Genomic DNA, 12,510 nt, shown 5'->3' with positions numbered 1-12,510 from the left:
GAAGAACTCCAGTCGGGGTGGAAAAAAGCAGGATGTCTCCCGCGGGTTGAGAAAAGGAAAGGCGCGTACTCAGAACGCGCCGCCGATGGCGTGGCGTGCGACGAAGTGCCCCGGCGCCACCTGCACCAGCGGCGGCACCTCGGGCTCGTCGCCCACGGCGCGGATCGGGCTCGGGATCTCGCCTTCGAGCAGCGCGTGCGGCTTGTGCCGGCGCGCCGGGTCGGCCACCGGCACCGCCGCCATCAGCTTGCGGGTGTAGGCGTGCTGCGGTGCCTCGAAGACCGCGCGGCGCGGACCGATCTCGACGATCTGGCCGAGGTACATCACGGCCACGCGGTGGCTGACGCGCTCGACCACGGCCATGTCGTGCGAGATGAAGAGAAACGCCACGCCCAGCTCGCGCTGCAGGTCGAGCATGAGGTTCACGATCTGCGCCTGGATCGACACGTCGAGCGCCGAGACCGACTCGTCGGCCACCACCACCTTCGGGTTCAGTGCCAGTGCGCGCGCAATGGCGATGCGCTGGCGCTGGCCGCCCGAGAACTCGTGCGGATAGCGCTGCGCCACTTCGGGCGGCAGGCCCACCTTCTGCAGCAGCCAGTCGACGCGCTGCTGCGCCTCGGCACCCTTGGCGATGCCGTGGATCAGCAGCGGCTCCATGATCGAGAAGCCCACCGTCACGCGCGGATCGAGCGAGGCGAACGGGTCCTGGAAGATGAATTGGATGTTGCGGCGCAGCGCCTGCAGCTCGCGCGTGGGCAGCTCGCGGATGTTCTGACCGCCGAACTCGATCGCGCCGCTCTGGCTTTCGACTAGGCGCAGCAGCGAGCGGCCCGTGGTCGACTTGCCGCAGCCCGATTCGCCCACCAGCGCGAGCGTCTCGCCGGGATAGAGGTCGAAGCTGATCTTCTCGACCGCATGCACGCGGCGCTTCACGCGGCCGAAGATGCCGCTGCGCACGTCGAAGCGCGTGACCAGGTCGCGCACGCGCAGGATCGGGCCGGTGTTCTGGCGCACGGTGTCGTGCGGTACTGCCGCGTCAGCCGGCGGCACCGCCTGCGCGCCGGTCTCGGTGTTGCGCAGCAGCTCGAACTTGGCCGGCAGGTCGGTGCCCTGCATGGCGCCGAGCTTCGGAACGGCCGAGAGCAGGGCGCGCGTGTAGGGATGCTGCGGTGCTGCGAACACCGCGTCGGCAGTGCCGGCCTCGACCTTGTCGCCGCGGTACATCACCAGCACGCGATCGGCGATCTCGGCCACCACGCCCATGTCGTGCGTGATGAAGAGCACGCCCATGCGCATCTCCTTCTGCAGTTCGCGGATCAGCTGCAGGATCTGCGCCTGGATCGTCACGTCGAGCGCCGTGGTGGGCTCGTCGGCGATCAGCAACTGCGGCTTGCACGACAGCGCCATCGCGATCATCACGCGCTGGCGCATGCCGCCCGAGAGCTGGTGCGGAAAGCGGTCGAGCACGTTGCGCGCCTCGGGAATGCGCACCAGCTCCAGCATGCGCAGCGCCTCGGCGCGCGCCGCCGCATTCGACTTGCCCTGGTGAATGCGGATGGCCTCGGCGATCTGGTCGCCCGCGGTGAACACCGGGTTCAGCGAGGTCATCGGCTCCTGGAAGATCATCGCGATGTCGGCACCGCGGATGTTGCGCATCTCGGTGTCGCGCGCCTGGGCCAGGTCGAGCACTTCGCCGTTGCGGCGCCGGAACGCCATGCGCCCGTCGAGGATGCGGCCGCCGCCATGCTCCACCAGGCGCATCAGCGCCAGCGAGGTGACCGACTTGCCCGAGCCCGATTCGCCCACTACCGCGAGCGTTTCGCCGTGGTCGACGTGGAACGAGAGCTTCTTGACCGCATCGACCGTGCGTTCCGACGTGGAGAAGCGCACGGTGAGGTCGTCGACGGCGAGAACGCGGCCGTCCGGCAGATTGAGGGCAGGTGAAGACATGGGCGAAGCGGAATGAAAGTGGGGCGTGGGGGTCAGGCGAAGATGGCGGTGACCGGCGTTTCGCCGCCGCGCGCATGGCCGCGGTACATGCCCTCGGTGTTGAAGGCGAGGCTCAGGTTGCCGTGGCGGTCGAGCGCGATCAGCCCGCCCGTGCCGCCGATGGCCGGCAGCGATTGCTGCACCACCGCGTGCGTTGCCGCCGCCAGGGTTGCACCGCCGTAGGCCATGCGCGCGCACACGTCGTAGGCGGCCGCCACGCGGATGAACATTTCGCCGCTGCCGGTGCACGACACGGCCGCGGTGCGGTCGTCGGCATAGGTGCCCGCGCCGATCAGCGGCGAATCGCCGATGCGGCCCACGCGCTTGTTGGTCATGCCGCCGGTCGAGGTGGCCGCGGCGAGGTGGCCGTGCACGTCGAGCGCCACTGCGCCCACGGTGCCGAACTTGCGGTCTTCGTCGAGCGGCGTGGCCGCGGCCATCGCGGCACCTTCGTGGTCGACCACCACGCGGCCCGTGTCGCGCACGCGATGCAGCTGCTGGCGGCGCGCCTCGGTCGAGAAGAACGAGGGTTCCACCATCTCGAGCCCGTGCTGCCGCGCAAAGGCTTCGGCGCCCGCGCCGGCCAGCAGCACGTGCGCGCCGTCGTTGAGCACCGCGCGCGCGGCGCGCACCGGCCGACGGATGTGGCACACACCGGCCACCGCGCCCGCGGCGAGCGTCGCGCCGTCCATCACGGCCGCGTCGAGCTCGTGCGTTTCGTCGTGCGTGAACACCGCGCCGTGGCCCGCGTTGAAGAGCGGGCATTCCTCGAGCAGCTCCACCGCGAGGCAGGCCGCATCGAGTGCCGGGGCACCCTTCAACAGCAAGGCTTGCGCGGCACGCACGATGCCGTCCAGCGCGTCGAGATACGCCTGTGCCTGGCCCGGGCCGGTCGTGGCTGCGCTGATGGTGCCCGCACCGCCGTGGATGGCGATGACGGGCGTTCGATTCGTCATGGTTTGGCTTTCTTTTTCTGCTTCGTGCTGCTGCGGCGCTTCGGTGCGGAGGGCGCGGCAGCTTCGGCGGGTTGCCGGGGCGCCACCGCGCCCCGGGCCAGCCCCTGCCCGCCGTGCAGCCACGGCCGCACCGCCTGCAAGATTCGGCTCGCCGACTGCACCGCGCCGGGCGCGCGCAGTGCCACCGCGCTGGTCAGCGCCTCGATCAGCGCCAGCACGCTGGTCTCGCAGTTCGGGCGGTAGCTGGTTTCGGTCTGGCAATAGAGCACCACGTCGGCCAGCGGCGCGAGCGGCGAGCTGGGGCGGTCGGTCAGCGCCAGCACCGCGCAGCCCTGGCGCTGCGCGATCTGCGCCAGCGCCACCGTGTCGGTCAGGTAGCGCGGAAAGGTCAGGGCGATGAACAGGTCCTGCGGGCCCGCATGCATCAGCGTGCGCGCGGCGTGCGTGACGCCGCTCACGCTCGAGAGCAGCCGCACGTCGTTGCAACTGCCGTCGAGCCCGTGCTGCAGCAGCCCGGCGAGCCACGCACTGGCGCCGAAGCCCGCGATGTAGATCGAGCGGGCCTGGCCGATGCGCGCCACCGCGGCCTCGCACGCCGCGTGGTCCAGCGACTGCCGCGTGGCCTCGATGTTGCGGCGGCTCTCGTCGAGCGCCGTGGCGAACACTTCGGCCACCGTGGTGGGCCGCTCGAGGTTGCCGCGCAAGCGCTCCACCGGCGCCACCAGCGATTCGAACCCCCGCACCAGCTCGGCACGAAAGCTGGCGTAGCCGTCGAAATCCAGCGCGCGCGCAAAGCGGTTGGCCGTGGCAATCGACACGCCCACGGCCGCAGCCAGCTCGTCGATAGGCAACGTGGCCACCTGCAGCGGATGCTCGAGCACGTAGTCGGCCACCTGCCGGTGCGAGCGCGTCAGGCGCGGCAGCGCTTGCGCGATGCGCTGGGCCACGGTGGTGCCGTTGGAGTCGACGTTGGTGCCGTTCATGCGTGGATGGTGAACCCGTACCGGGTGTTCGTGAAAACTTCTTTTCAAATATAAGACAAAAAAGAAAACTTTTTGTCATTTTGGGTCGAAAGAGTGCAAACGGATGGACGGCAGAGGGTTCAACCGATGCACTTCCCCGAGGGCGCGCGAGTCCGATAATTCGCCGATGGAACTCCATGTCGCGCGGCCGTATCCCGAGGTGAGCGCCTGGGTTTCGATGGCGGTGCACCTTTGCTTCAACACCCCGGGCACGCAACCGGTACCCTGCCACTTTCCCGCGCTGGTCGAGGGGGGGCTGGTTCTGGTTCTCGAGGGCCAGTTCTTCGTCCAGGCGCCGTCGGGTGCGTTTGTTCCGCTTCCTGCCGGGTTCGTGGGCACCGCTCGCGCAGTGCCGCTCACGCTCTATCGCACGCCTCGGCTGTGCTATGCCGGGCTGCGGTTGCAGCCGCCGGGGACGCTGGGGCTGCTGCAAGCGAGCCCGCTGTCCCTTCCGCACCAGTTTGCCGATGCGGCTGACGTTTTCGGCTACGCCTGGCCGCGGCTGGTCGAATGCATCAGGGCAGAAACAATCCCACAGAGGCGCTTGGCATCGTTGTTGGCGTTCGCACGCCAGCGCCTCCGCGAGGAAGTGCATTGCCAGCGGGCGCGTCGAGCGGCGCGACTGCAGCAGGCGGCCCTGCGGGGAGGGTCTCCTCACGATGCCGTGGGCCTCTCCGCGAGGCAGTTCGAGCGAGTGTTCGCCGGGACCTTCGGCCTGACGCCGAAGCTGTTCCAGCGCGTAGCCCGCGCGGAAGGATTGCTGCGCGACGCCCTTGCCACAGGCGCGACAGGCGCAGGGCTCGCATTGCAGCATGGCTACTATGACCAATCGCACATGGCACGCGACCTGCGCATGTTGGCCGGCGCTTCGCTGCGCTCACTGGTTGAAAGCGCTCGCCAGCGTGACTCGGAAAATTGGGCGCTTGCGGTAGGTACGGCGCAGTGACAGTAGCGTACAGGCCGATGTCGGATTTTTCCTATCGGCCGCAGCGCAGGGTTCATAGGATGCCTGGATGTCGCCGACGAACCGAAACCTTGCCTTCTTCATCCTTGCACTCTTCGGCTTGGTGGTTCCCTGGTATTTCAATATCGGGTTCCTCCTGAGCGGCGGCAGCTTCGCGCCGGCGTCTTTCATCGCCGCCGTGTCGGCCAACAAGCTGGTCGCAGGCATCACCTGGGACGTCTACCTGGCGGCTGCGGCGTTCTCGGTATGGGTGCTGCAAGATGCACCCGCCGCGGGTGTTCGTCGGCCGTGGGTCTATGTCGTGCTGACATTCGGAATCGGCCTCGCCTTCACATTGCCGCTGTACATCGCGCTGCGGCGGGTGGTGCGATGAAGGGTGAAATGCTGACCGGAAAAGTCTGTTCATGATCAACATCTTGACCAATGGCAACGATCTGTACGCGGCGCTGAACAGCGGAGATGCCGATGCGCTGCAACGATTGCTTAGCGACGACTTCAGGGGCCGTTTATCTCCCGGCCTGCCACGAGGCCTGGGGAAGAGCTACAGCGGTCTGCACGCAATGATGGGCGAGGCATGGGCGCTGGTCGACCAGCTGTTCCAGCTCGATGTGAAGGTCGACCAGTTCTTCGATGCAGGCGAAATGCTGATCGTCCGAGGCACCTACAGCGGCACTGCCAGGGAAACCGGCAAAGTACTGAACGCTCCGTTTGCGCATTTCTGGGAATACGACGGGACGCGGTTTTCAGGGCTGCAGCAGATCACCGATACGGGCTTGTGGCGCGACGCGATTGACTGAGGCGCCCGCGTGCCGTGCTCGCTATCGCGCGGGCTGCTGCACCAGCTGCAGTTCGTTTCCGGCAGGATCGCGCAGCGTCGCAAGGATGCCGCCCCAGTCCTGGCGCTCCGGGAGTCCCGAGAACGCGACGCCGCGCGAGGACAGCGACTGGTAGGTCGACTGCACGTCAGCCACGTCGAAAGACAAGCCGGTGAAACGCCCGACGAGAACCTGGTCCTCCGCGGGGGCATCCGCGTCCACGTGCTCGACGACCAGGCTCAAGGGGCCGGCGTCGAACACGCAATAGCCTTGCTGCGCTTGCCCGGCCCTGAGCGGCAGGCCGAGCACCTCTTCGTAGAAGCGCGATGCGCCCGGCAGGTCTCGAACAAAAATGCGCGCGGTGCGTAGCTGCATGACGGCTTTCTCCTGGCAGGCACGGGTTGGGGATGCACGCTTGCATGCTAGGCACAAGCGGCGGCTGCGGCAACCCACTCGGTCGCCACCAGTGCCGCACGCCACTAGCGGCACATCGAGAACCCACCCGTTTCAAAGTGAAGATGGTCGCGGTGCGCCGCGTTGTACTCAGGCCCGAGCACGCCATCGAAGAAGCGGCAGCCGCCCTGGTGCGCATCGCGCAGCAGCAGCGCGGCAGGCGTGCCCGCATTGCTCGAACCGGCCGTCGTCCAGTCGCGCTGAACGCTGATGCGTCGGCCGTTCGCAAGCGTGAGCCCGGCAACGTCGAGCGCATCGGCCGTCGCATGGCGGCTGCGCGAAGCGCCCGGCACGGCGCCTTCGCCGCGGTTGATGTTGCGGCAGGCATAGCTGCCGAGGTGGTCGATGGCCACCACCGATTGCCCGAAGTGCTGGCGGGCGGCCGGCTGCAGCGCATGCTTCTCCCACATGAAGAAGGAGAGCGCCATCGGGCAGCTCAACGAGGGCGCGGTGCCCAGGCGCACGCCCGCGCCGCGCAGCCGCACAGCGTTCTCGAAGCCGCAGCCGGGGCCGGTGACGCGGTCGGGCAGTTGGTCGTATTGCATGCCGGTCTGGGCCAGAGCCGCGAGGCAGCGCGCGGGGTCGCGCCGGGCGCGGGCGAGCTTGAAGTCGGTGAGCCAGTCGGGCGCGGCCGCGACATCGAGCGGCGCCCAGGGGTTGAAGCGCTCGGGAATTTCGACCTTGCCGCTCGCGACGGCCCACACGCCTGCGGCGAGCGCGGCGCACAGGGCCAGTCCGAGCCACCGGCCACGGCGAGAAGGAGACGAGGGCGCGCGAGGCGGCTCCATGAAATGCCTGTCCGGATCAGCTGGCGCTGTCGCGCCGCGCGAGCACCCAGTGCTTGAAGTGCGCGAGCGCCTCCGATGGTGGGCCGTCTTCGGGATGCGCGAAGTAGTAGCCCTGGCGCACGTCGAGGTGCCGGTCGATCGGAACCACGAGTTCGCCGGTGCGCAGCTCGCGCTCGACCAGGATGCGCGGCGCGAGGCCGATGCCCATGCCCGCTGCGGCCGCGGCGGTGACCATGGTGAAGAGCTCGTAGCGCGGCCCGCGCGAGGCCTGCACGGTGTAGTCCCACCCTTGCTGCGCATACCAGTCGCGCCAGGCCTGCGCGCGCGTGCCCAGGTGCACGTGGCGGCAGCGCGCGAAGGTGGCTTCGTCCCAAGGGGCGTTGGCGTCGCGGAAGGCGGGGCTGCACACCGGCACCATCTCGCCCTCCGTAAAGATCAGCCCGCCCTGCGTGCCGGGCCAGGACTGCTCGCCGAAGTAGATGGCGGCGTCGTAGGCGTTGTCCTCGAACGAGAAGGGCTGCGTGCGCACCGACAGGTTCACGGTGATGTTCGGGTGCTCGTGGCCGAAGTCGGGCAGCCGCGGGATCAGCCACTGGGTCGCGAAGGTGGGCACTACCGCGATCTCGAGCACGTAGCCCATGTCGTGGCCGGCACTGATCTCGAGCGTGTCGCGCCGGATCTGGTCGAGGTGGCGGCGGATGCGCGCCGCGTATTCGCGCCCGGTGTCGGTCAGCGTGAGGCGCTGCCGCACGCGCGAGAACAGCGCAACGCCCAGCCGCTGCTCGAGCATGGCCACCTGCCGGCCGACGGCGCTTTGCGTGAGCGCCAGCTCGGCCGCCGCGCGCGTGAAGCTCCCGAGCCGCGCCGAGGCTTCGAAGGCCTGCAGCGCGCCCAGGTTCGGAATGTCTTTTCTCATTGCCGCCATTTTGCGTGCGCGGCGCAAGCTGAGCAGCGATCGATGGGGCGCGGACGGCGGCGATGCCGCCCGCGCCGGGTCACGCGCCGATCAGCAGGGGCGCGCCGCGGCCGCGTTCGGGCGCGTGGCCTTGCTGGTGCCGCTTTCGTCCACCGCGCCAAGCGGCCGGGTGAAGGTGCAGCCGTAGGTCGGCGCGGCCACCGTGGCGGCGGTCATCACGTCGTCGCCGGCCGGCTTCTGGGCCGGGTCGGCTTCCCAGTTCACCATCGCGTCGAAAGCCTCGACCTGTTCGGCGATGGTGAAGTCGCAGTGGGAGATGCCGCGGATGGCGCGCTGCACCAGCCAGCCGCTATTGCCCTTGGCGGCCGCGCGCTGGTGGTAGATCTGCTGCATGCTGAAGGGCACGTAGAGGTCGCCGAGCGTGTGCAACGAGACCACCGGCACGCTGAACTCACCGTTCGCCTTCGGAATCCAGCGCAGGCCATCCGTGCGCAGGCGGTTGGCGTCGGGCGCCGCGGTGAGCTTGAGCACCGCATTGTTCAGCGCGAGGGTACCGGGCTCGTCGCCGTCGATGGCGTACGTGAAGCGATTCGTGTCGAGCGTGCTCTTGTTGAGGATGCCGTTGACCGTGCCGTCGCTGCCGAACGTGCCCCACACCGCACCGAACGAGCCGCCCGCGGTGAAGCCCAGGTCGAACATCGGGCGTTCACCGCCGGTCAGGTTCTTCACCACGGAACCGAACTTGAACCCCGTGGGCGTGGGCGCGCTCGGAAAGGTGGTGTAGAGCGCTTGCGTGACCTGCGGCGCGATGTCCGACCAGTTGACGGTGGGGTACCTGGGCAGCCCGGCCAGTGCCTGCGCTGCAACCTGCGCACCCGCGAAATAGTCGAACAGCTCCGTGTCGCCCATCACGCCGCACATAGGCACCGCGCCGTGGTACTTCATCTTGTGGTTGGCGGTGGCGTAGGTCTCGTCCTCGATGGCGGCGGCCGTGATGTGGCCGCCCATCGAGTGGCCGGTGATGAAGACCTTCGAAGGGGCTGCCAGCTCGCGGCCGTTGGTCTTGGCGATGTCGTTGAAGGCCAGCGCCAGCGCGTTGGTGTCTTCGACGCCGACGCGCACGTCGTAGAAGTTCTTGCTGTAGCTCGATGCCGCCCAGGCATAGCCGTTCTGGATCAGGTGGCGGCGGATCGAGGGATTGCTCACCGACAGCACATTGACTTCGCCGGCGTAGCCGTGCGCGTACATCACGAGCTTGCCGTTCCAGTTGGCGGGCACCTCGACGCGGTACTGCGCGCCGCCGATCATCCCGGCCCAGCGGCTGGTGGTGCTGTTGTCCACCGTATCGCTCGCATCGGCGGCGAGCGCCGCGAAAGTCGTGGCCGACGGGTCGGCAGGGGCGAAGGCGTTGCGGCTGTCCTGCAGGCGCGTCTCTTCGGGCAGCGGCGGAGGCGGTGCCGGCGGTTCGGGCGCCGGCGCGGGCGGTGGCACGGGCAGGAAGGCAAAGCCGTTGCCGCCTCCGCCGCCCCCGCCGCAAGATGCGACGGCAAGGCTGGCTGCAAGGGCAAGAAGTGTCAGGCGCGCGGAATGCATGGGGTGTCTGTCTCCGTTCTTGGGTGCTGAGAAGAAGATGCCCGGCGCAGCGCAGCCTGGCGTTCCGTCGAGAACGACCGTGCTATTTCGCTGGACCGGCGGGGCAGCGTAGAGGCGTCGGCCCGCTGCCCGGCCCGGGCTTTCCCGTACCTGCTATCTCCTGTGCGACAGCCGGCGCAAACCGGCGCGCGCTCAGGCGTCGCGCTTGGTCACGACCACCGTGGCCTCGAGGCTCTCGAACGCATCGGGCTCGCCATACCAGCTGCCCGAGATCGGCGCGGCCTGCGCCGGGTCGCGCGAGACCGCGACGCGGATCAGCTGGCCGCTGCCCATCAGGTTGTTGGTGGGATCGAAGGCGAGCCAGCCGGCGCCCGGCAGGTAGGCATGCAGCCAGGCATGCGTGGTGCCGGCGCCGGTCATCGATTCGCCGTGCGCGCGTGCGGCGGTGTCGAGCGCGGCGTCGTAGATGTAGCCCGAGACGAAGCGTGTCGCAATGCCCAGCCGGCGCGCGGCTTCCATCATCAGCAGCGCGTAGTCGCGGCAGCTGCCGCTGCCGAGCGCCAGCGTCTGCAGCGGCGTCTGGGTGCCTTCGGCGTCGCGCGCCATGTACTTGAAGCTGCCGCCGATGTGCGCATTCATGCGCGTGAGCACTTCGCGCGTGCTGTTGGGCTGGTCGGTATGCAGGAACTGGTGGGCCCACCGGATCAGCGTGCCGGCATCGTCGTCGTCGTGGTGCGGGCGCAGGTAATGCTCGAGGTCGAGCCGCTCCTGCACCGAGTACGCGAACGGCAGGTATTCGGCCGACGGATCGAGCGCGAGATGGTCCTGCTGCGCGGGCACATGCTCGATCGTGAAGGCGCAGACGATGCGCAGCTCGGTCGCATCGCCGAGCGGCTGCACCATGGCCACCGAATTGGAATGCGGGTCCTGGATGAGCCGTGTGATCGCATCGGGGCTCACTTGCAGGTCGGTGGCCAGCACGCGCAGGTCGTGGCTGTCGCGCGGGCGGAACATCACGCGGTGCAACCCGAAGCTCACGGGCTTCTTGTAGCGGTAGACGGTGGTGTGGATGATGTCGTAGTGGATGGCCATGCGACGCATTCTGCGGCCTTGTCGGTGCGCGGGACCCGTGTGGCCGGACTTATGTTGCGGAATCGATGGCGGGCCCCTGCGTGCGCGAAGTGCACAGCGCCTCGGCCATCCTGGCGGGCAGCGGCAGCGGCTCGCCGTGCCAGCGCGCCGCGATCAATTCGGCGCACAGCGCCGCAAAGCTCAGGCCGCGCGAGCCCAGGGCGGTGCAGGTCCAGAGACCGGGCTCGCCGAGCGGACCGGCCAGCGGCCGGCGGTCGCCCGAGGCGCAACGAATGCCGACCCAGGCCCTGGCCTCATTGCCTTCGAAGGCCGGCGCCAGCGCGGCCGCGGCGGCGGGCGCAAGGCGTTCGAGCCGCGCCCGGTTGGCCGCAGCATCGGCCGGGTCGGGCGCCAGGTCGGTGCGGTCGCGGTCGTAGGTGGCGCCCGCGAGCCAGAGCTGGGCACCGTCGGGCTCGGGCACGCTGGCGATCAGGTGGCCGTCGCCATTGAGCGGCACGGCGGGCAGGGCGCCTGCCACGGGCGCACCGGAAACAAGGCCCCAGGCGACTTGGCCACGCACCGGCTGCAGCGGCAGCGCCGGGGCGAACAGATGCGATCCATGCCCGGCCGCAATCACCACGCGATCGGCTTCGGCCAGCAGCGTGCCCGCCGCGTCCAGCAATTGCCAGCCGGTGCCACCGCGGACCAACTGCGCCACGGCCGACCGGCCGCAAAAAGCAACGCCCGGTGTGCGCAGCCAGGCCTCGACCAATCGGCCCGGGCGCACCCAGCCCGCGCGCGCATGCCGTAGCGCGGGCGCGTCGGCCGGCAGCGCCGCTTCGGCGCATCGCGCGGCGCTCGCGCGCCACGACTCGTTCAGGCCGTCCTCGCGCCAGCCGGGCGGCAGGCGAAGGTCGCCGTCGGGCCGGCGCTCGAGCACGCCGCTGGCGCGCCAGTCACTTCCCTCGGGCAGCAGGCGTTCGAGTTCGGCCCAGGTGGCGCGAATGCCCGCGCGCGTGAGCCGCGAGAGCAGCGCGTCGTCGGGCGACACATGTGGCGCCATCAAACCCACTGGAAGAGCGGAAGCGCCCGCCGCGGGCCGGTCGGCCGCATCGAGCACCGTGACCTGCCAGCCGCGCCGCGCCAGGCTCGCGGCCACGGCGGCCCCCGCCAGGCCAGCGCCCACCACGGCGCAGCGGCCCGGTTCGGCCTGCGCCGGCGGCGGGTCGCGGCGCCGCACGGTCCAGGCGGGTGCGAACTCGGCGGCAAGGCCGTCGCGTTCGGAGCAAAGGCCCGGGCGTGTTTCGATCTGGAAGCCGTTCTGCGCGAGCGCATCGCGCACTGCGCGCGAAGAGGTCGAGGTGGCGAGGCCGGTGCCCTGGCGGGCAAAGCGCGACACGGCCTTCAGCGTCTCGGGCGACCACATCGCCGGGTTCTTCTGCGGGCTGAAGCCGTCGAGGAAGATGCTGTCGGCCTCGAAGCGCTGGACGCGCAGCATCGGCTGCACGTCGCCGATGCAGAGCGTGAGCAGCACGCGGCCGTCGTCGAATGCCAGCCGATGAAAGCCCGGCAGCAGGCCATGCCACTGGCCGGCCAATGTGGCGGCCAGGGGCGCGAGTTCGGGGTAGGCCCGGGCGGCGCGACGCAGGTCGTCGGCAGCGACGGGATGGGCCTCGACCGAGACGAAGTGCAGCATCCCGGGCCTGCCGGCGTCCGCACGCCAGGCCTGCCAGGTTGTCAGGAAATTGAGGCCCAGCCCGAAGCCGGTTTCGAGAACCCGCCATTGCGGTCGCCCCGTCCACGCCTGTGGCAGGCGGCAGCCGTCGAGGAACACATGGCGCGCGTGCGCCAGTGCCCCGGTTTCGGTGTGATAGAGGTTGCCGAAGCGTTCGCTGAACGGCAGGCCGTCGGCGCGCCAGGCGACGGGCTCGGCGGCCAAG

At 69.5% G+C, this 12,510-nt stretch carries 12 protein-coding genes; 3 read left to right on the top strand and 9 right to left on the bottom strand.

Annotation, left to right across the window (positions count from 1 at the left end):
* Positions 1–69 precede the first annotated feature (69 nt).
* From AC3A6G_RS24900 to AC3A6G_RS24890, 3 genes are read right to left on the bottom strand one after another with little or no spacing between them, the layout of a single operon-like run.
* Positions 70–1,953 (bottom strand): dipeptide ABC transporter ATP-binding protein, encoded by a 1,884-nt coding sequence (locus tag AC3A6G_RS24900; RefSeq protein WP_487862561.1) that lies wholly within the window; start codon positions 1,951–1,953, stop codon positions 70–72.
* A 32-nt stretch (positions 1,954–1,985) separates the two neighbouring features.
* On the bottom strand, positions 1,986–2,948 hold the full coding sequence (locus AC3A6G_RS24895; protein WP_487862562.1) for an isoaspartyl peptidase/L-asparaginase family protein: 963 nt from the start codon (positions 2,946–2,948) through the stop codon (positions 1,986–1,988).
* The gene (locus AC3A6G_RS24890; protein WP_487862563.1) at positions 2,945–3,931 is read right to left on the bottom strand and encodes a MurR/RpiR family transcriptional regulator; all 987 of its coding nucleotides are present in this window, start codon (positions 3,929–3,931) and stop codon (positions 2,945–2,947) included. The genes AC3A6G_RS24895 and AC3A6G_RS24890 overlap by 4 nt, the downstream gene beginning before the upstream one ends.
* Before the next feature lie 166 nt (positions 3,932–4,097).
* Between AC3A6G_RS24890 and AC3A6G_RS24885 the strand changes: the two genes are divergently transcribed.
* The 3 genes from AC3A6G_RS24885 to AC3A6G_RS24875 all read left to right on the top strand — a co-directional run bounded on the left by AC3A6G_RS24885 (position 4,098) and on the right by AC3A6G_RS24875 (position 5,731).
* On the top strand, positions 4,098–4,916 hold the full coding sequence (locus AC3A6G_RS24885) for an AraC family transcriptional regulator (protein ID WP_487864400.1): 819 nt from the start codon (positions 4,098–4,100) through the stop codon (positions 4,914–4,916).
* Positions 4,917–4,983: 67 nt separating this feature from the next.
* On the top strand, positions 4,984–5,307 hold the full coding sequence (locus AC3A6G_RS24880; protein ID WP_487862565.1) for a DUF2834 domain-containing protein: 324 nt from the start codon (positions 4,984–4,986) through the stop codon (positions 5,305–5,307).
* 31 nt (positions 5,308–5,338) lie between these two features.
* A complete protein-coding gene (locus AC3A6G_RS24875; protein ID WP_487862566.1) occupies positions 5,339–5,731 on the top strand; it encodes a nuclear transport factor 2 family protein in 393 nt (130 codons plus the stop codon).
* A gap of 21 nt (positions 5,732–5,752) precedes the next feature.
* Here AC3A6G_RS24875 and AC3A6G_RS24870 read toward each other — a convergent pair whose 3' ends face one another.
* From AC3A6G_RS24870 to mnmC, 6 genes are all read right to left on the bottom strand, one after another.
* Positions 5,753–6,124, bottom strand: coding sequence for a VOC family protein (locus tag AC3A6G_RS24870; protein WP_487862567.1), 372 nt, complete (start codon positions 6,122–6,124; stop codon positions 5,753–5,755).
* A gap of 104 nt (positions 6,125–6,228) precedes the next feature.
* On the bottom strand, positions 6,229–6,990 hold the full coding sequence (locus tag AC3A6G_RS24865) for an extensin-like domain-containing protein (RefSeq protein WP_487862568.1): 762 nt from the start codon (positions 6,988–6,990) through the stop codon (positions 6,229–6,231).
* A gap of 16 nt (positions 6,991–7,006) precedes the next feature.
* Complete coding sequence (locus AC3A6G_RS24860; RefSeq protein ID WP_487862569.1) at positions 7,007–7,906, bottom strand: LysR substrate-binding domain-containing protein; 900 nt, start codon at positions 7,904–7,906, stop codon at positions 7,007–7,009.
* Positions 7,907–7,996: 90 nt separating this feature from the next.
* The gene (locus AC3A6G_RS24855) at positions 7,997–9,499 is read right to left on the bottom strand and encodes an alpha/beta hydrolase family protein (RefSeq protein WP_487862570.1); all 1,503 of its coding nucleotides are present in this window, start codon (positions 9,497–9,499) and stop codon (positions 7,997–7,999) included.
* Between the two features lie 192 nt (positions 9,500–9,691).
* Positions 9,692–10,591, bottom strand: coding sequence for a transglutaminase family protein (locus AC3A6G_RS24850; RefSeq protein ID WP_487862571.1), 900 nt, complete (start codon positions 10,589–10,591; stop codon positions 9,692–9,694).
* A gap of 49 nt (positions 10,592–10,640) precedes the next feature.
* Positions 10,641–12,509: a bifunctional tRNA (5-methylaminomethyl-2-thiouridine)(34)-methyltransferase MnmC2/FAD-dependent 5-carboxymethylaminomethyl-2-thiouridine(34) oxidoreductase MnmC1 gene (gene mnmC, locus AC3A6G_RS24845; protein ID WP_487862572.1), complete on the bottom strand. Its 1,869-nt coding sequence runs from the start codon at positions 12,507–12,509 to the stop codon at positions 10,641–10,643.
* Between the last annotated feature and the right edge of the window lies 1 nt (position 12,510).

The sequence above is a fragment of the Variovorax sp. Soil_C_26 genome (assembly GCF_057657075.1).
The sequence above is the reverse complement of the archived record's forward strand: the minus strand, read 5'-3'. Positions and strand labels throughout refer to the sequence as shown.

Coding starts and splice junctions, on each gene's coding strand:
- AC3A6G_RS24875 (WP_487862566.1), top strand. CDS start 5,339: ATGATCAACATCTTGACCAATGGCAACGATCTGTACGCGGCGCTGAAC.
- AC3A6G_RS24900 (WP_487862561.1), bottom strand. CDS start 1,953: ATGTCTTCACCTGCCCTCAATCTGCCGGACGGCCGCGTTCTCGCCGTC.
- AC3A6G_RS24895 (WP_487862562.1), bottom strand. CDS start 2,948: ATGACGAATCGAACGCCCGTCATCGCCATCCACGGCGGTGCGGGCACC.
- AC3A6G_RS24850 (WP_487862571.1), bottom strand. CDS start 10,591: ATGGCCATCCACTACGACATCATCCACACCACCGTCTACCGCTACAAG.
- AC3A6G_RS24885 (WP_487864400.1), top strand. CDS start 4,098: ATGGAACTCCATGTCGCGCGGCCGTATCCCGAGGTGAGCGCCTGGGTT.
- AC3A6G_RS24870 (WP_487862567.1), bottom strand. CDS start 6,124: ATGCAGCTACGCACCGCGCGCATTTTTGTTCGAGACCTGCCGGGCGCA.
- AC3A6G_RS24860 (WP_487862569.1), bottom strand. CDS start 7,906: ATGAGAAAAGACATTCCGAACCTGGGCGCGCTGCAGGCCTTCGAAGCC.
- AC3A6G_RS24865 (WP_487862568.1), bottom strand. CDS start 6,990: ATGGAGCCGCCTCGCGCGCCCTCGTCTCCTTCTCGCCGTGGCCGGTGG.
- AC3A6G_RS24880 (WP_487862565.1), top strand. CDS start 4,984: ATGTCGCCGACGAACCGAAACCTTGCCTTCTTCATCCTTGCACTCTTC.
- AC3A6G_RS24855 (WP_487862570.1), bottom strand. CDS start 9,499: ATGCATTCCGCGCGCCTGACACTTCTTGCCCTTGCAGCCAGCCTTGCC.
- AC3A6G_RS24890 (WP_487862563.1), bottom strand. CDS start 3,931: ATGAACGGCACCAACGTCGACTCCAACGGCACCACCGTGGCCCAGCGC.